Here is a 17,918-nt window from a genome sequence, read left to right as displayed (position 1 = left end):
CCTACTCATCGAGCTATGCCCTTCATATTCCTTGTGGATGGGGGGTCTTCTTTCAAAAAGTTGTTAAAAAGGGCAGGGAAAGAAAAAAAGAGTTTACTATGAACACTTGTTAAGCGCTTTTATTCAGCTATTTTTTCTAGATTTCCATTACTCTCCATTTTAAAAGTTGCACGTGATGAATCATCTTCATCTAATACAACGAGTTTGCGTGCGCGATTCATAATTTTCATCATTGTTTCATAGTCTTCTTGCATGGTTAAGGCCGATTTTTCAAGATGACATAGCTTCTTTTCCAAAACAATCTTTTCATTTTTTACTGCTTCTAACTCACTGCGCAGCTTGTCATTCTCTTTTTTTATATCATACGTTGCGTCCATACTACGTAAAAAACTAATCACTTCGTCGATTGTGAGCGGTGTTTGATCTTGATGAAGTCGAATAGATTGTGCAGTTACTGTTTCAGTCAGCTCTGGTATCTTATATAACTCTTCCTTTTCTTTCTTTTGTTCAGTCTTAAGCAGACGATTGCGTTGTTTTCGTTGTTTTTTAGCTAAGTCCAGCGCCTTCTCGTATTGCTGCCGCACGACCGCATTCCATCGAAAACCGCAAGCTGCAGAAGTTCTGTTTAGTTGGTCCCCAACTTCTTCAAACGCATTTAGCTGTGTGCTTCCTTCACGAACATGCCGTAATACAGTTTCAGCAAGCAATAGATCATCTTCTTTAGACCAAGCATCTTGACGCTGTTTCACTCATCATCGCTCCTTTTTATAAAAAATTATTTTTTATAGTAAAGATGGCCATAGACAGTTTATTTTATACGATCAGTAAACACGAAGCTTAAAGATTGAAAGAAGTCTACTCTATTATGCTTCATTCTATTCTACTCTGTTCCTCTTTATTCATTTTGATGAACCACGCCTTCAAACTTGTGGCTTAGGACCTAATTTCAGGCGTTTTTTATCAATTTCTTAAAGCACACGATAATACAGATTTGTTGCTTAGAAATTCTATTAAAGGTGCATTTTGCTTTGATAAATAGATGGATCAGCTTCGATAGGACAGTACAACTACTATAGGACAGTACAACTACTATAGCTATAGGAGCATCGACAGGGAGCAGTATTAATTTATTGGTCTTGGTCCTACGCCTATACTGGAATTTTCCACTGTCATAATGGGGCGAACGTTTATATCTCCGTCCACACGGATTTGACAGGATAAACGCAAGTTATCGTCAATAATCCCTTTTTCTAAAAATGCATGGCTTTCTGTATTAGTTGGTTCACAATAGTCCCCTTCTAATATTTCTACTCGACAGGTTGTACATCTCGCTTTACCTCCACATCTGTGAAGAATGTTAACGCCGCTGTCTTCTAGTGCTAATACGAGCTTTTTTCCTTTTTCAATTTCAAACGTTCCATATCCATTGACTGTTAAGTAGGGCATTTAATTGTCTCCATTCGTTATATTCGATAAATATTATTAACAGGTATAGCCTTTTGTTCTTTTTTTAAACAAAAAATGGATAGTCATTTTAAAATGCTCTTTAAAAATTTGTTGATCAGCTCCGACTTAGCCCCTTTTCCGTGTGTTTTTCCAAACTCATCTAATTTCTGAGCAACATCTTCATCTATATAAGCACTAATTTTTCCTTTTTTATGGCCTTTGGTTTATTCGTAACTGAGTCAAGAATGTCATTAAGACTACTATTTACATGAATATCATGATTGTCGCTAGTTTCATTATCAATTTTATTATTATCCATCGTCTTTATTGCCCCCCAATCCCTTTAAAAAAGGATTAAATTGTGTTTAAAATCATATATTGTTCCCAAGACTTTAACTAACAATCTCGTTGAATAGCTTTTAGGTGAAAATAGATATGACTAATTCTAATTAAGGAAGAAATAAGACTGTTTTACTAAATCATTTTCTTATTTAAAAAAAATACTAATATATGATATTAGAGAGTAAGCAACAATATTCATATGAAATTAAATTTCAACGTTGATCTTAATGTCTTTACTAATTTTGACTTGGTCATCAATATTAGTACTCATGATAATACCAATTCTAAACCTATTATTATTCAAATTTTTTTAGAAAGATTGGGAGATTACCTATTTTGAAGACATTATAAATGAATTTAGAAGATATCTTTGCACAGGTTAAAGCATGGGGGATTGAAAAAAATTGTCTAACGGAACTTGTCAACTCATATACAGCTTCTGAAAAACTTGAGATGTAGTTTTCATTCTTTTATTAAACCAGCAGGAAATTTACTGAGTTTTGCTACACGTTTTGCTAAGAACATTCTCTATATAATGAAAATGCATCTTAGTCGATTAGTCGATGCTGGCCAACAAAGGGTACTGGTTTTGCTTGCATTCGAACAAAGAACAGAAAGTGTTAAGAGTATCCTGTTTTTATGACGTGTAAAAAATCTATTCGGACAGAACAACTACCGGAATGGTTTGTGCAGCAAAAGCAAGGCAAGGAACAACTGGAATCTGACATCGACCATGACGAAATGTTTCTCGCAGAAAAAGCAAAAAATGAGGATATAACGAAGATTTAAGTATCATTTGGAAGATGTGATAGTTGGAATCAAAAATGTGATAGTTAAACGCTGTAACCCTTGCAACGCTGGTCTTAGATCGTATCTAAAACAATGAATAAATTATAAAGCATTATCCATTTGGTACAATTTATGGTACACTGTACCTAGTATTTTAAATTATCCTTGAAAGTCCGTAGCGTGCCAACCTTCCCTTTTTTAAGAGATAACGAGCAAAAGATGGACACTAATGTTGAATACCCTCTGAACTGGTGAAACAAAGCAATATAGCCTTATGAGAGTTTAAAATGTGGGTCGGAGATATTCTGAACTGGCACGGAGCCTTACGAGAGACGATATCAGAGCAGAGGGATAAGTCTCGATTTTTTGGGACGTCGAAAAATTACATAAGCAGCAAGATCAAAACGAAAAGCGTATTCCACAAAGTGAATAGGCTATTTTTTGTGTCTAAAATTAAAAAGAGGAGAGGTTGAATATCAAAAAAAGAGAATGAAATGAACATCAACATGGCGAAATGAATGGAGAACTTTTGCGAAAATTTTTAAGATGAAGCAGGATCAAAATGTGCGAAAAGGCAGGCCCGTAAGGGTTCATGTCTTTTTTGTGTTTTCAGCAGTTGATAAGGTCAGTCAATGGATACGTATGAAAGCAGTTTTAGTGAACCAGACGCGGGGCGTAGGGTCATGTGAAATCCTTTGATACAGGAAACAGCTGGCACGGCTGTCCGGACGCGTGCTGCGCGCAGCGCGGACGGGAAGAGTGCAACACTAACGCATCGGATTCAGCTTATTTAGCTGGATCACCTGCGAAGCAGGTTGGGGCGTGGGCATGAAATGCAAAGCATTTCGCCAGCGAAACTGGTAATGCCCGGATAAGAACTAAACACGCAGAATGCGGGGCAGAACGTGAGCCGTCTCCGTATTGCCGAAACGCTTTGCGTTTTTTTCGACTATACGGAGACGGCTAGCTAAGCCATCTACTTTGCACCATGAAAAGGCGTTGTTATAGGGTTTTGGTTTTGATTTTCCCCGTCAGTACGGGGAAAACAGGCAGAAATGCGGTATCGGATGAGGCGATACCGCAGCTTTGCTATGCACTTTTTAGGAGGAATGAATACATGGCCAGAAAAGGAATTGAACTGGATGATCGGCAGCAAAATGTATATCTAAACTTGCGAAATCAGATATCAAAAACAGCACGGCATAACCGGCAGGGTGCTTTTAAAACAAAGACACGCTATTTTGAAGCGACCGATCGATTTTGCCGGTTTTTATCAAAAGAATTTTCTTTACAGAAATTTGCAAACATAGGTGATAAGCACTTAAAAGCATATGTGAAACACTTGCAGAATCAAGGATTGGCTGCGAAAACGATTAATACGGACTTATCGGCAATTCGTTTTTTTCATGACAAAACAGAACGGACAAGGAATCGTCTTTCAGATAGAAACAAAATTTTCGGGACCGAGAAAGTCAAGAATGGCGGAATAAACAAGGCGTGGAGCCACCAGGAAGTTGATAGATTCCAAGAGGTTTGCGGGCAAATGGGGAATAAACGGATGGCAGCGATCACGACGCTAGCTCGGAATGAAGGACTACGAATCCACGAAACTCTTAAAATCGACCGTAATGCTGCTGAGAAGGCAATTAAGACTGGCGAGATAACAACTAAGGGAAAGGGTGGTAAAGTCCGCCTTGTGCCAATTTCAAGCGAATCAAAGCAATTATTGAGCCGGTGGATTGAAGATGTGGAGCGTGGACAGAAACTATTTGTGGCTGAAGGAGAAAAAACGCATTTGGTGATTAAATCGTGCCAGAACTTTATTAATCGTCACCGGGAGAAGTTCCAGGATGAAAGCAGGACTGAACAATATGCAGCTGGAGATCCGATCAAGGAGAATATAACCTTTCATGGGTTACGGCATGCCTATGCGCAGGATCGGTATGCAGAAGCGAAAGAAAGAGGACTGAGAGACCGGGATGCACGGCTGGAGGTCTCACGGCTTCTTGGGCATGAACGAGATGAGGTAACACGTATTTACATGGCTCATTAAGAAAACTCCCGAAATTATTTTCGGGAGTTTTTTCACTCTATTTTAATTCATATAAAATAATAGCTTTATCGTGCAACCAGTTCTTTTTCTAAAGCATCTTCGACTCTTACATAGTCGTAACCAAGGTCTTTGGCAACTACTTCAAACGTAATTTCACCATTTGCTACGTTTACTCCAAGTTTTAATGCTTCGTTTTCAGCGATTGCTTTATATACACCTTTGTTTGCCATCTGTAATGCATATGGAAGAGTAACGTTCGTTAAAGCAATGGTAGAGGTTCTTGGAACCGCACCTGGCATGTTGGCTACAGCGTAATGAACAACGCCATGCTTTTCATATGTCGGACTGTCATGTGTTGTAATATGATCGATCGTTTCAATGATACCACCTTGGTCAATTGCCACATCAACGACAACAGAACCAGACTTCATTGCCTTTATCATTTCTTCTGTTACCAGTTTAGGAGCTTTTGCACCAGGAATCAATACGGCACCAACTAAAAGGTCAGCTTCTGCTACTGCCTCTGCGATATTGAATTGGTTGGACATTAGTGTTTTAATTTGATTGCCAAAGATATCATCTAATTGACGTAACCGATCAGTACTTAAGTCGATAATTGTTACATCAGCACCTAGTCCTACTGCCATTTTCGCTGCATTCATACCTACGATACCGCCGCCAATAATAGTCACTTTCCCACGGTTCACACCAGGAACACCGCCAAGGAGAATTCCTTTACCACCGTTCGAATTTTGTAAATATTGTGCGCCGATTTGTGCTGCCATCCGGCCAGCAACCTCACTCATTGGAGTAAGCAGCGGTAAAGTGCGGTTCACTGAAACTGTTTCATAGGCAATAGCAAGAACTCCCTTTTCTTTAAGCGCCTGAGCTAAAGCAGGTTCAGCGGCCAAATGTAAATAAGTAAATAAAATTAAGCCTTTACGGAAATAACCATACTCACTTGGAAGCGGCTCTTTCACTTTCATAATCATATCTGATTTAGCCCATACCTCTGTCACATCTTCAATAATTTCTGCACCAGTATTTAAGTAATCTTCATTTGTAAAACCACTGCCTACACCAGCGCTTTTCTCAACTAACACTTTATGCCCGGCATTTACGAATGAAACGACTCCAGCTGGAGTTAAAGCAACACGATTTTCGTTATTTTTAATTTCTTTAGGTATACCGATGATCATGATATGATCTCTCCTTTTATTATTTTTATGGTCTTTAAACTCTCATATTTTTCTCAATCTGTTTTTCGAAAAAATCTAACTAACATTCTAGATAGTCTCTTTATCCTGCAAAACATCAGATTTTTCTGCCCTATTTGGATTCTTTTTTTTTATAACAAAATAAGCAATAGATAAAAACAGCAGCCAAGGGATACCAAATTGGAGCATAATTTTAAAATCAGTGAACCATGCTGTGATCATTAAACTTAGCAGAAGAAGTCCTCCCAATATCGTTAAATAGGGAAAGCCAATCATTCTTACGGGTAATTTGCGCCCGCCCATTTTCTCCCATTCCCTTCGGAAAAATAAATGAGAAATAAAGATTATTAACCAGGTAAAAAGTGAACCAAACATGGAAATACCCATCATGAATGCATAGGATGATTCAGGCAGCAGTGCATTGACAACTGCAGCAAGAACAATTCCAATTGTTGAAACGGTAAGAGCAGTTGTTGGAACACCTTTTTTATTAAGTTTACCTAGAACTGCTGGTGCAAACCTTTCACTTGATAATGAAAACATGGTTCGTGATGAAGCATATAGCTGTCCGTTCATGGATGATAAAGCAGCTGTTAAAACGATAAAATTCATTACTCCAGAGGCACCAGGTATATTTAAGATTTCCATTACTTTTACAAACGGACTTTCTTCAATTCCTGCCGATTGCCATGGCACAATCATCAACATGATCGCCATAGTCAACACATAGAAAGCAGTCAAACGGAATACAGTTGCTTTCAATGCTTTCGGTACAGCTACATCCGGCTCTTTTGCTTCACCTGCCGTAACCGCTATCAATTCTGTACCTATAAAGCTAAAAAGCGAAATAAAGACGGCAATCCACATACCTTTTAAACCAAACGGCAGAAAACCTCCATGATCAACTAGGTTCTTAGCACCCACATTTTCATGACCAGAAGTTCCAAATAGAACATACGCTCCAAGAAGAATAAAAGCAACAATTGCACTAACCTTTATCATGGAGAACCAATACTCAAATGTTGCAAACGCATTAACACTGGTAGCGTTTACATAAATGAGGACTGCTGCAAAAACGATGATCCAAACGACCCCAGGAACCCCTGGAAACCAATATTTCATATAGATTGCGATTGCACTAATTTCAACCCCAATAGCAAGAACTTGAGCAATCCAATATGAGTATCGGACAAGAAAGCCTGCCATGGGATGAAGATATTTATCAGCAATCGTTCCAAAAGATCCCGAAGTTGGATAGGCAACCGTCATTTCTGCCAAACATCCCATTAATAATAAAACGATGAAAGCACCTATTGTATAGCTAAGCAATACACTAGGTCCTGCAGCACCAATAGCTAGTCCACTTCCAAGGAATAACCCCGTCCCAATCGCCATACCCATCGCGATCATTGAAAGCTGACTTGTTGTTAATTCTCGTTTTAATCCCTCTCCGCTATTATTATTCTTCATCTATTTCATCCCCTTCTTTAACCATAAGGCTTTGTCCGACCATTCCATAATCAATGCCTGCCAATCTGCAACCATTAGAGGAAAAACCCCTCTAATGGAGTTTCACATTAAGCCACTACTTCACGTTCATTCTTAAATTTCTCATACTGTTTTTCAATGATGATTTTTTTAAGAATTTGAACCACTTCCCAAACATCCTCGTAGGAAGTATAAAGGGCAACAGGTGCAAGACGAATGATGTTTGGTGCCCGAAAATCTGGAATGATTCCGTTTTCCTTCAATGACTTACAAATTCGTGCTGCTTCTTTATGTTCAAGGCTCACATGCCCGCCGCGACGTGCATCTTCTCTTGGCGTTCCAATGACAAAGCCCATATCTGCTAGTTCATTGTCAATTAAATCCATTAAATATTGATTGATTTTAAGTGATTTTTGGCGAATATTTTCAATGCCAGCTTCTGTGAAAATTTCTAAAGACCCAATCAAAGGGGCAGCGCTAAGTACATGAGGTGTTCCAATTTGGAATGCTCCTGCTGAATGAGCAGGTGTTAATGTATGCTCCATATCGAATTGTTTCTCTTTATTAGAACTAAACCATCCAGCGAGTCCAGGCATCTTTCCAAAAAGTTTACGATTGACAAATAAGCCTCCAACACCGCCAGGACCGCCGTTTAAATGTTTATAATTACACCAAAACGCAAAATCAACATCCCATTCACTGAAGGAATGCGGCATCGAACCAACTGAGTGGCAACCGTCAAATCCAATTAAAATACCTCTTTTATGTGCTTCATCGGTTAATCGTTTAATGTCTAATATTTGACCGCTGCGATAAAGGACAGTTGGCAAAACGATTAAGGCAATTTCATCGGTCATTGCTGCAATAATATCATCCTCTTCTAAAAAGCGGCCATCGCGGCTTTTCACACGGATAAGATGTGTATCCGGATCAAATCCATGAATTCTTACCTGGCTTTGAAGAGCATAAATATCGGATGGAAATGTTAGTTCGTCTGCTAAAATTTTTGAGCGTATTCCATCTGGCTTGTAAAACGTAGATACAAGCTGATGCAGATTAACGGTTGTAGAACCAGTTACAATTACTTCTTCAGCAGAACCTCCTACTAACGGCGCAAGCTTCTTACCTAATTCATCTGCCATAAAGAACCATGGATGATTCCCCTGTGTCCAGCCATCGATCCCATATTCTTTCCAATCCTCTAAGGATTCTAAGAGTGTCCTTTCTGCTCTTTTCGAAAGAAGTCCTAATGAATTTCCATCCATATAAATAGATCCAGGTTTTAAATAAAACTCTTCTCGAAAATGCTTAAGAGAATCTTCCTTATCCAATTCTTTTGCGTATTCTAAAGTTGCTTGAAAGTTATTTAAAAGCATCATGATTCTCCCCTTTACGATTAATAAAATTATTTTAAAGCGCTTTCTTTAATGAATATGACATGATGTCAACATCATTATCCATTGAATATGACATGATGTCAACATTATTTTTTCAGAGTATTATTAATGTTAATACCTTGAGACATCCCTTCCATTTTTATAAAAATCCATATATTCTAGAGATAATGAGTAGTGGAGGAATAAAAATGAATCAAAGTAAAGTAGAAGATAAACGACATTTACGCTCGATGATGACACGGCAAAAATTATTAGAAGCTGCAAAGGAAGTTTTTCTTCAAGAAGGTTTTCAAAAAGCAACGATCTCGCAAATGATTAAAAAAGCGAACATCGGATATGGAACTGCCTATGTTCATTTTGAAGGAAAAGAAGATCTTTTAATTGTATTGATGGAGGATGTCATGGAGCGATTTTATGAAATTGCCGAGATCTCCTTCCTACCAAAATCAAAACAAGAAGCAGAGGATATCATTAGTAAACAAGCGAATGCTTTTATATTAATGGCAGAAGCTGAACGGGATATGTTGCAAGTCTTTGAACAGGCAATTGGGGTTTCTTCTTTAGTTTCAGATAAATGGAAAGCGATTCGGGAAAAATTTATTCAGCGAATTTCAAAGGACGTTGCCTACGCACAACAAAATGGGCTAGCCAGAGCTGAATTAAATCATGAGATTGTGGCACGAGGCTGGTTTTTTACGAATGAAATGTACCTATGGGAAATTGTCCGGGACGAACATACTGTTTCTGTTGAAGAGGTCGCTAAAACTATCACGTCTGTCTACGTCACAGGACTGTATGTATAATGATGGTTCGACTTTTCAGTTTAAACGTTAAATGGAAATAAAGCCTTACATTCTTGATTTCAAAAAATAAAAAATTGATTCGTTTTTTTAAAAGAGAAGGATCAGCATGAGGAAAAAATGCATGGTACTCTTTCTTTTCTGCACTCTTAGATTCGATTTATTTACGCATCTAAGCGATTCTCGCTTTTTTGCAAAGTCTTATACCTTTTTTAGTTTTAACCTCTTTATTTGGTCGAAGCATAACTTACAACCACTCAAGATAGGAACCTCATTTTTCAAGACGTGCAGAAAAAATCCTTTTCCGTTTGCTTGCCTAATCTCAATTTGATCGTTTATTTTGCTTGTGTTTTCGCAAAAGTTTAATCGGGAATTTTTTATATACATACGTTCAATATGTTGCTTTTCGATCTTAGATTAAAATGAAAAGGTGTATAAATCAGGCATTGATAAATATCTAGGTTTCAAACCTAAGTATTTTCCTTCATAATAGTGAATACTAACCCTAAGTATTTAAATTACTTAGATTTTTATATACGTTTATAAGGCGGGTATAAACATGGATAAAAGTAATTATCAAGGTGAGGAAATGCTAGGTGATGATCAAGTATCAGGTGAATTCACTATAAAAGAAGTAGCAAATTGGCTAGATGAATCACCAAATGTCATTCGTAACTGGGTAAAAGAGCTTCGTGAATATATTCCCTTAAAGAAAAATGAAAGTGGCTACAACGTATTTGACCATGAGGCTTTAGAAAAGATGAAGTCTATCAAAATGATGCATCGGCAGCAAAATTATTCGATGAAACAGATCAAACATTAATTTGCAACGGGTGGAGAAGCTTTTCAGCCACTTCCTGAGAAAGGTCCCGATGAACTACTGGCCCAAGAACTCAGAGAAATGAGGGAAGAACTTTATTTTTTAAGGGAAAATGCAGAGAAGCAAGAGCAATTTAATCAAGCCATGGTGACAAAAATGGAAGATCAACAGAAATATATCAACGATAAGCTAGAAGCAAGGGATCGTAATTTAATGCAGGCTTTAAATGAAACACAAGAAATTAAAAAAATAATGCTGGCAGAAAAAGAAGAGAAGGAAGAAAAGAAAAAAGGCTTCTTTGCACGTTTATTTAGTTGATTCTAGAAAGATGCAGCATTTAGTGCAAACAGCCAAGAGGACTAAATCTCTTGGCTGTTTTTTTGTAAGATTATCCACGTAAATGGTTTGATTAATAGGGTGTTAGAAAATGCTTATAAAGGGAGATTATGAAATGCCTATCATTGAGCATCAACAATTTATTAAAGCACCTATTGAAGTATGTTTTGACCTTGCAAGAAACGTAGATATTCATACTCAAACGACTTCTAAAACAAAGGAAAAAGTTGTTGGCGGAGTCACAGAAGGGTTATTAGAGAAAGGGGATACAGTTACTTGGGAAGCCGTTCACTTTGGTATTAAGCAAAGGCTGACAGCAAGAGTGACAGAGATGGAAAAACCCGATAAGTTTATAGATATTATGGTGAAGGGAGCATTCCATTCCTTTGTTCATACACATGAATTTATCGAAGAAGCAGATGGAACCATCATGATAGATAAATTGATTTTGGAGAAGTACATGAGGACCTTTATTGTTTCTCGTGCAAAGGAACTAAAAAAGATTGCCGAAAATCTAGATTCACTTTCTTGAACTAATGGTAATGGGTGTGTAGTTCAAGAAAGTGAAATATAAAGTTTAAATTCAAATACAAAATAAATGTTATTATGTTTGATCAAAAAAGGTGTGTAATCGGTATGGAAAACCCAAACTTATTCAAAGCAAAACATTATCAACCTGACAGTATTTTGCTAACAGTGAGATGGTACTTGGGTATAACATGAGTTTTCGTAATGTAAAGGAGAAGATACAATATGGTAAAGAGCATCAAGTTTAAAATGCTATTGATTTTTTCAGGATTAATCTTGCTTTCGGGGGCATTAATAGGTTTTGTATCTAGTAGAAATTCAGAGGATTTGATTAAGGAGACAGTTAGCAAACAGGATGTAGAGATTGTTAATCGTGCAGTAAGTATCATAAATGTGGACGATTATCAGGATATGTTAGAAAAGGGGAAAACGACTTATTATAAGGATCTCCGTAAGCAATTAAATGAGATGAGGGAATCTAATGGTCTAATTTATTTATATACGATGAAAAGGGAAAAAACAGATGAAGGATATAAATATTACTACATAGTAGACGGTATGCCTGAAGGTTCAGAGGATGCTTCACAATTTGGCGAAGAAGAGAAAGGTGATTTTCCAGCAATCGCTCGTGCTTTTGAAACAGGAAAAATAGAAACAGAAATGTCTGATACAGAAGAATACGGTGGTCTTGTTTCTACTTACATCCCAATAAAATCAAAATCAGGAGAAATTATTGGGATTGTAGGCTCAGATTCCGATGTAACTGACGTTTATGAATCACTTGCATCTAATAAAATTAAACTACTTCTCATTATTGCTGTTATTTTAATAATTGGCTTTATTGTTACGATCTTAGCAACTTTTTCAATTACAAAGCCTATCCAACAATTATCCCAAAATGCTGAAGCCATAGGAGAAGGAAATTTATCTATCAGCATCGTATCTAAGCGACAAGATGAAATTGGAAAACTAACAAAATCGTTTAACAAAATGTTGCAGGATTTGAGAGGAATTATTCAAACTATAAATCAATACAGTTTAGAGTTAAACGAAGCAGCTTCCACGCTTTTGTCAAATGCAGATGAAACAAATTCTGCAAGTAGAAAGATTGCAAGTGCAATGGAAGAGTTATCTGGAAACTCATCATTACAACATCAAAGCTTAGATGAAAGTGTAAATGTTATGGAGGAAATGGCAAAAGGGGTCAATCATATTGCAGAATCATCTTCAACTGCTTCTGAATTATCTGTTCTTAATTTAAAGGAAGTAAATCTGGGAAATCAAAAGTTGAAAAAAGTGATTAACCAAATGGAGACTATTAGTGATTCTGTCAATCATTCTTCATCATTAATCGTGACGCTAAAAGGGCATTCCGATAAAATATCAAACATTGTGGAAATGATTAGGGCGGTTTCTTCACAAACCAATTTACTAGCATTGAATGCTGCTATTGAAGCAGCACGTGCTGGTGAAGCAGGCAAAGGGTTTGCAGTAGTGGCTGACGAAATTCGTAAGCTTGCTGAGCAGTCTAGAAAATCAACAGAAAATATTCAAGGGCTTATAGAAAGAATTAATGAGGATACAGTCAATACAACTAATGCGATGGATGTTGTTCTTGGTGATGTAAAACAAGGAATGTTAGATGTATCGGAGACAGGAAAAGTCTTTAGGTCTATTTTGTCTTCAATTGAGGAAGTTGCAAGTCAGATTCAGGAAGTCACTTCTACATCAGAAGAAATGTCAGCTGCTGCAGAAGAGATTACTTCTGATGTTTTAGAAACCGCACAGATTGCAGAACAAGCTGTAATTGGTACACGTGAGACTGTTTCCATTACAGATAGACAAGAGGGCCTTATTCTCGATATGTCTCATTCAATTGAACGTCTTTCTGAAATGTCAGCCAAGTTAAAATTACTTACTGGAAAATTTAAGTTATAAAATTATATTCAAAACGAAGAATAATACGAAAAAACATAGACGAATAAACAAGAAGAGCAAAAGCGAAATGTTGGCGGTAACCCTAGTCGAGATGTTAAAACGGAGAAGTTAGTCAAAGTTCTTGGTATGGAGATGGTAAGCATAAAGAAGAGCAGTAAAACATTCTACGTGGACTAAGATGCTGAATGCATGGCTAGCAGCTGCGTTAGTTCAAGAAAATGAAACATAAAATTCAGTACCCAATGCAACATAAATATAATTATGTTGTATTGGGAATGGATAAAACAAGCCCCAGCCCTTTAGTATCAAGGACTGGGGCTTGTTGTGGTTAAAAGAAGTCTCTTTAATAGGACGAGAAAAGTGAATCTCTTTGTTTCATTCTATGTTTCTACATTCTTTTAGTGCAAAGGTGAGTAAGAAAAAGATGTGGGCGATTGTACTTGATCATTAGTGAGATATGAAGGTTTCCCAAAGGACTTTTGCTTCTTAACAAGCAGGATATTTATGTCATCAAATCAGTGTCCTAACAATAAAGTTAGGGATTAAGGTTGGAAAGGGAGTGATTAAATCGAGTCATAAAGGACATCAAGAAGGTAATAAAGATAAGAAAGACTGTAAAAAAACGAAAAACACCTAGATTTCAGTGAATTTAGGTGTTTTTTATCCAAAATCTAAAACGGTGTAGTATCAGCTAAGCCGTTTTTAGTAGTAATTCTTATGGTATCTTTCTTATCTTAATAGTTAGTTTATTTTCAATCGTCAGATGGTTTTTTAGCCCCAGTAACCCAAGCAGTGTTACTACCGCCTGGCGTAGGAGTGCCGCCACCGCCATTACATACATCGGAAGCTTCTGGAAAATCAGGATTAATGGCAAATTCTGTGATAGCACACAGAGAGATAAAATAAACGTCTGCTTCTTGAATCATAGCACATTCACCTGAAGCCCAAAATTTCAAAGGTTCGGGAATAAAATAAGGTATTCCTACTATTTTAACAACGTTATCATCGACTTTTGCTAATTTCCCAAAAACAGCGTGGCCGTTTTTTTCATAGATACCTACAAAATCACCTCTGTGCTCCTTTAAACGTTCTTTAAGACCTTCAAGGCACCCCTGCTTGTGTCTTTTACTCATAGAATCATGCTTATTATCACTAGAACAATCACTAGAATAATCACTCATGCTGTACTCCTCCTTTCAAAACATACAAGTGATGTATATGTTGTTGTTATGAAAAGATGTGTACAAACGATTGCTAAAAGGTAATTTTCTCAACGGTTTCATATCTTCATTTTTCAAGTACTCCTTTAAATCATCATGGTAAGTTAGCTTTAAATTCAACTCCTGTTTGCCCTGTCATTCAAACCACTGAAGCTGTTATAGAATGAAGGGGACTTCTTATGGCAGCAAACCAGGGACAAAACAGTGTAGAACCGATTCGTGATCCGGAACAGATCCGGACGATGAAAGAATATTTGCTGCATCAGTCGTATCGGGATTCCTTTTTGTTTATATTCGGCATCAATTTGGGCCTGGGATCAGCGATATCGTGTCACTCCGGGTCTAGGACGCAAGGAATACGGAACATCTTCGAATCAATGAAAGAAAAACTAGGGAGTTTCAAATTGAGCGAACTTTTTTATAAAAGAATGTCCCATTAAATACAATAAGAGCATGCTTTGATCAATTTTTTTTCAAAACATGCTCTTTAAATTTGTTCTCATATCAAGGTTAATATCGTTAGTTTAATCAAACTTTATTACAAATTTACATCTGGGACGGACTTATTATTTTCCCATTTAGAAACGGCTTGAGCAGTGACATGGAGTTTGTCTGCTAATTGGTTTTGGGAATATCCATTTTCCTGACGAAGCTTTTTTAATTTGTCACCTAATTCCAATTGTCTCACTTCCTTTGTTTAAAATATAAATGAAGTTTGGAAAAAGAGCACGGTAACGTTAGTTGTTTTGAGTAAACGGGAGTGTAAACCGGCAGTTGAATTTCCAATTCAGCAATATTTTAACGCAGATCGCTGACAATTTTCCCTTGATGGGCATGTGACGCTACCCCTACATTAAAAAGTGGACAAGATAGTTTGATATGGTGGGATATAGATTTATGTACCTTGCTTTTTGGGAAAGTAGTAGTATCGTTACTTATCTATAATAACCCTTGGTTGCTTTAATCAGGACAAACAAAACAAGCCCCCATCACATAATTGAGGGGGCTCTTTTGTTTTTATAGTATATTTGTATCTAACCATGAACAAAGATCTTACATGGAAATTGATATACTTAACTTATTTCATAGTTTACCCATACATTCCGTTTTCCACCGATTTTATCGTATAAGGATTGACCAACTAAATTATCATGAGCCGTTTCCCAAAACATGTGAGAATAATCATTTTCTCTAGTATGGGCTATACAATGATTGATAAGTAATTCACCAATATTTTTCCCTCTCCTACTTGGGGCAACAAATAAGTCATGTAAATGAACGTTTCGTTTAACCGCCAATGTATTAAAAGAAAAATATAGAATTGCAAATCCTACTATTTCTTTCGTATCTGTTGTTTCTGCAACAAACTGGATGCCTTCATGGGGGTTTTCCAATATATAATTTATTAATCCTTTTAATGAGCTTTCACTAGGGCGAGGTTGCTTATAAAAATCAACAATGTATTCATACATGTGTGGCAATAACTGTGGTATGTCTTTCTCTTCTATTTTTCTAATTTGAATACCAGTTACTACTAGTTCCTGTGTTTCCATCATAAATTCCTCATTTCTTATCTTTTTCGAAAACGCTTTCAATTGACTTTGGTATATTTCAATATAGCTATAGTCTCTTACATTTTACAAAATAATAAGTTGTCATTAGTCCTATGATGTATCTTGATTATATTCGATCTAATTTTGTATATATTGTAATATTCGGAATAATTATTCTGTAAAGGATAAATATGCAGGTAAGGTAACGGTTAACTATATCTCCAAATTAATTTTAATTTTGATCGTCTGCCTGTTTAACGCAACATAATAGAAAATATGTTGTATTGGAAACGTCCCAGATTTTTAGAATCTGGAGCGTTTTTTCGATTGCTCATATTTGACTTATTTAAACCTCACTTGTTTCAAGGGAGTTTATTTACAGACTTTGATCTTGAACTAATGGGTGTATTAGTTTAAGAAACCATACAAAAAAGATCGAGATAAAAATCGGTCTTTTTTTCGGATGAAAATCAATAATAAGATGTAAAAAAACCTAATAAATAATAATTAATAAATACTAAATAATATTTATTAATTATTATTTGGTATTTAAGTACGTTTTAAAAGGATTTTTTCAATAAGAAATAATAGTTAATAAAAAATAAATAATAAAAAAGGATCTTGAATGTTTGTGCAGAATACATAAAAAAATGAATAAGACGACGAAGAGGAGGGAAAACAATGGCAAAAATCATCACTGCCGCATCTACGAAAGGCGGGGTTGGGAAAACCACGCTGGTAAAGTACATGGCAATACTTGCCCGGAAAGAAGACGCGAAAGTTCTCATTGTGGATTACTGTCAGAACGGAGACGTAGCTGTCAGGTTGGGTTACCAGTACAATTCTTTTGAATATTACGTTCAGGACTGGATGAAAGATGAATGCAGTTTTCAGGATGTTGTATTAAGCGATGAACGCACAGGGATTCATTTCGTGGCAGCCAATGATAAAATCGAGTCGTTTATACCTTATGTGAAGGAGAAATCGAGATACACGTTTTACCTGGCACTAGCAGAAAAAATCAAAACGATTGAACATTTATACGATTATATCTTCATCGATACACATCCAAGTGAAGCGAATTCAATGCTGAGCATGGCGTTGGTCGCATCGGAATTGGTGTTGATTCCGGTGGAGTTGGATTATAGTTCTGTTGCAGCAATGGAAAGAACGATTGCACTGGTGAAAGAAACCGAGCAAATCGGTATGAAAGGAAACTATCAAGTCGTCATTATGAACGTCGATATGACGAAACGAAAAGAGCGACTCGAAGAACTGAAACAATATTTGAAAGAGCTGAATATCGTTTCTGCTCCTACGATTCAACGGTCTGTACTGGTCGAAGACTCTGATTTCACAGAAAAAAACCTTGATGAAAGCAATAGTCGATATGCAAAAGCAGTCATGGCACAATTAGAAGAAGTCTTTCAATTAATAAAACAAGGAGTGGGCGTATGATGGTCATGAACAAAGAGGGAATGAAAACAGCAAAGAAGCCTGCCTTTGAAGATGTTCAGAAGGCGCTAACGGCAAAAGAAACACTGCAACTAGCCAAACAGGGAATTTCATCTATCAAGGAAGAAAAAGAAGAAACGCATACAAATATAAGCATCAGCCTGCCTTCATCGCTCAATGAAAAAGTCGAGGATATCGTCATTCAGCTAAAGCGTCAGGGCGTAACAAAATACGATGCTGTAACGAAAAAAGACCGAAAAATTTCAAAAAGTTCGTGGATTATCGAGGCAATTCAAGAAAAAATGAGACGGGATGCTCTTCTTTAAACAAAGCCTCTGTTAGCGACTATTGTTGATTTTCTTATTGAACTAACGGATGTGTTAGTTCAATAAAGTACAACATAAATAATAAAATGTAAAAGAACTTTATAAATAATAATTAATAAATATCTAATAATATTTATTAATTATTATTAGATATTGAAGTCTATTTTAGGGAGCGTCAAGAATTTTGTGTAAATGACGGAATCCCTTTTC

Annotated in this window: 19 protein-coding genes and 1 pseudogene; 12 read left to right on the top strand and 8 right to left on the bottom strand. The window is 36.6% G+C overall.

What is annotated here, in order from left to right:
• Positions 1–119: 119 nt before the first annotated feature.
• Together AWH49_RS04720 and AWH49_RS04715 are read right to left on the bottom strand one after the other, a co-directional pair.
• A complete protein-coding gene (locus tag AWH49_RS04720; RefSeq protein WP_063964826.1) occupies positions 120–749 on the bottom strand; it encodes an RsfA family transcriptional regulator in 630 nt (209 codons plus the stop codon).
• 373 nt (positions 750–1,122) lie between these two features.
• Positions 1,123–1,446, bottom strand: coding sequence for a 2Fe-2S iron-sulfur cluster-binding protein (locus AWH49_RS04715; RefSeq protein WP_018395739.1), 324 nt, complete (start codon positions 1,444–1,446; stop codon positions 1,123–1,125).
• Between the two features lie 981 nt (positions 1,447–2,427).
• On the opposite strand from AWH49_RS04715, the gene AWH49_RS19880 reads away from it, so the two are divergent.
• The 3 genes from AWH49_RS19880 to AWH49_RS04710 all read left to right on the top strand — a co-directional run bounded on the left by AWH49_RS19880 (position 2,428) and on the right by AWH49_RS04710 (position 4,630).
• Entirely contained in the window at positions 2,428–2,577 is a 150-nt protein-coding gene (locus AWH49_RS19880) for a hypothetical protein (protein ID WP_157723663.1), read from the top strand.
• Positions 2,578–3,262: 685 nt separating this feature from the next.
• Positions 3,263–3,409 carry a hypothetical protein gene (locus AWH49_RS19875; RefSeq protein ID WP_157723662.1) on the top strand — a complete coding sequence of 49 codons (147 nt, stop codon included), beginning with the start codon at positions 3,263–3,265 and terminating at the stop codon, positions 3,407–3,409.
• Positions 3,410–3,694: 285 nt separating this feature from the next.
• Entirely contained in the window at positions 3,695–4,630 is a 936-nt protein-coding gene (locus AWH49_RS04710) for a tyrosine-type recombinase/integrase (RefSeq protein ID WP_063964825.1), read from the top strand.
• 65 nt (positions 4,631–4,695) lie between these two features.
• Here AWH49_RS04710 and ald read toward each other — a convergent pair whose 3' ends face one another.
• From ald to kynU, 3 genes are all read right to left on the bottom strand, one after another.
• The gene (gene ald / locus AWH49_RS04705) at positions 4,696–5,829 is read right to left on the bottom strand and encodes an alanine dehydrogenase (protein ID WP_063964824.1); all 1,134 of its coding nucleotides are present in this window, start codon (positions 5,827–5,829) and stop codon (positions 4,696–4,698) included.
• Positions 5,830–5,916: 87 nt separating this feature from the next.
• Positions 5,917–7,317: an amino acid permease gene (locus AWH49_RS04700; RefSeq protein WP_063964823.1), complete on the bottom strand. Its 1,401-nt coding sequence runs from the start codon at positions 7,315–7,317 to the stop codon at positions 5,917–5,919.
• 107 nt (positions 7,318–7,424) lie between these two features.
• Positions 7,425–8,711, bottom strand: a complete 1,287-nt coding sequence (gene kynU, locus AWH49_RS04695; protein ID WP_063964822.1) for a kynureninase — start codon at positions 8,709–8,711, stop codon at positions 7,425–7,427.
• A gap of 209 nt (positions 8,712–8,920) precedes the next feature.
• On the opposite strand from kynU, the gene AWH49_RS04690 reads away from it, so the two are divergent.
• From AWH49_RS04690 to AWH49_RS04675, 6 genes and pseudogenes are all read left to right on the top strand, one after another.
• Positions 8,921–9,535, top strand: coding sequence for a TetR/AcrR family transcriptional regulator (locus AWH49_RS04690; protein WP_063964821.1), 615 nt, complete (start codon positions 8,921–8,923; stop codon positions 9,533–9,535).
• A 556-nt stretch (positions 9,536–10,091) separates the two neighbouring features.
• The gene (locus AWH49_RS20655; RefSeq protein WP_244886773.1) at positions 10,092–10,355 is read left to right on the top strand and encodes a MerR family transcriptional regulator; all 264 of its coding nucleotides are present in this window, start codon (positions 10,092–10,094) and stop codon (positions 10,353–10,355) included.
• 78 nt (positions 10,356–10,433) lie between these two features.
• The gene (locus tag AWH49_RS20650) at positions 10,434–10,670 is read left to right on the top strand and encodes a DUF3967 domain-containing protein (RefSeq protein ID WP_244886772.1); all 237 of its coding nucleotides are present in this window, start codon (positions 10,434–10,436) and stop codon (positions 10,668–10,670) included.
• A gap of 133 nt (positions 10,671–10,803) precedes the next feature.
• Complete coding sequence (locus AWH49_RS04680) at positions 10,804–11,220, top strand: SRPBCC family protein (protein ID WP_063964843.1); 417 nt, start codon at positions 10,804–10,806, stop codon at positions 11,218–11,220.
• 104 nt (positions 11,221–11,324) lie between these two features.
• Positions 11,325–11,440: pseudogene (locus AWH49_RS21170) on the top strand (IS6 family transposase); the annotation flags it as partial.
• A gap of 1 nt (position 11,441) precedes the next feature.
• Positions 11,442–13,154 (top strand): methyl-accepting chemotaxis protein, encoded by a 1,713-nt coding sequence (locus AWH49_RS04675; RefSeq protein WP_063964820.1) that lies wholly within the window; start codon positions 11,442–11,444, stop codon positions 13,152–13,154.
• Between the two features lie 752 nt (positions 13,155–13,906).
• Here AWH49_RS04675 and AWH49_RS04670 read toward each other — a convergent pair.
• Positions 13,907–14,335, bottom strand: a complete 429-nt coding sequence (locus AWH49_RS04670; protein WP_063964819.1) for a hypothetical protein — start codon at positions 14,333–14,335, stop codon at positions 13,907–13,909.
• 218 nt (positions 14,336–14,553) lie between these two features.
• Here AWH49_RS04670 and AWH49_RS04665 point away from each other — a divergent pair, with 218 nt between their 5' ends.
• Entirely contained in the window at positions 14,554–14,814 is a 261-nt protein-coding gene (locus tag AWH49_RS04665; protein WP_063964818.1) for a site-specific integrase, read from the top strand.
• Positions 14,815–14,912: 98 nt separating this feature from the next.
• Here AWH49_RS04665 and AWH49_RS18955 read toward each other — a convergent pair whose 3' ends face one another.
• Complete coding sequence (locus AWH49_RS18955; protein WP_082862675.1) at positions 14,913–15,053, bottom strand: helix-turn-helix domain-containing protein; 141 nt, start codon at positions 15,051–15,053, stop codon at positions 14,913–14,915.
• A gap of 394 nt (positions 15,054–15,447) precedes the next feature.
• Entirely contained in the window at positions 15,448–15,927 is a 480-nt protein-coding gene (locus tag AWH49_RS04660) for a GNAT family N-acetyltransferase (protein ID WP_063964817.1), read from the bottom strand.
• 681 nt (positions 15,928–16,608) lie between these two features.
• On the opposite strand from AWH49_RS04660, the gene AWH49_RS04655 reads away from it, so the two are divergent.
• Both AWH49_RS04655 and AWH49_RS04650 read left to right on the top strand, forming a co-directional pair.
• Positions 16,609–17,385: a ParA family protein gene (locus tag AWH49_RS04655; protein WP_063964816.1), complete on the top strand. Its 777-nt coding sequence runs from the start codon at positions 16,609–16,611 to the stop codon at positions 17,383–17,385.
• Positions 17,382–17,708: a hypothetical protein gene (locus AWH49_RS04650; RefSeq protein WP_211268380.1), complete on the top strand. Its 327-nt coding sequence runs from the start codon at positions 17,382–17,384 to the stop codon at positions 17,706–17,708. The genes AWH49_RS04655 and AWH49_RS04650 overlap by 4 nt, the downstream gene beginning before the upstream one ends.
• Positions 17,709–17,918: the final 210 nt, after the last annotated feature.

It is taken from the genome of Domibacillus aminovorans, assembly GCF_001643235.1.
GTDB classification, from domain to species: Bacteria; Bacillota; Bacilli; order Bacillales; family Domibacillaceae; genus Domibacillus; species Domibacillus aminovorans.
The sequence above is the reverse complement of the archived record's forward strand: the minus strand, read 5'-3'. Positions and strand labels throughout refer to the sequence as shown.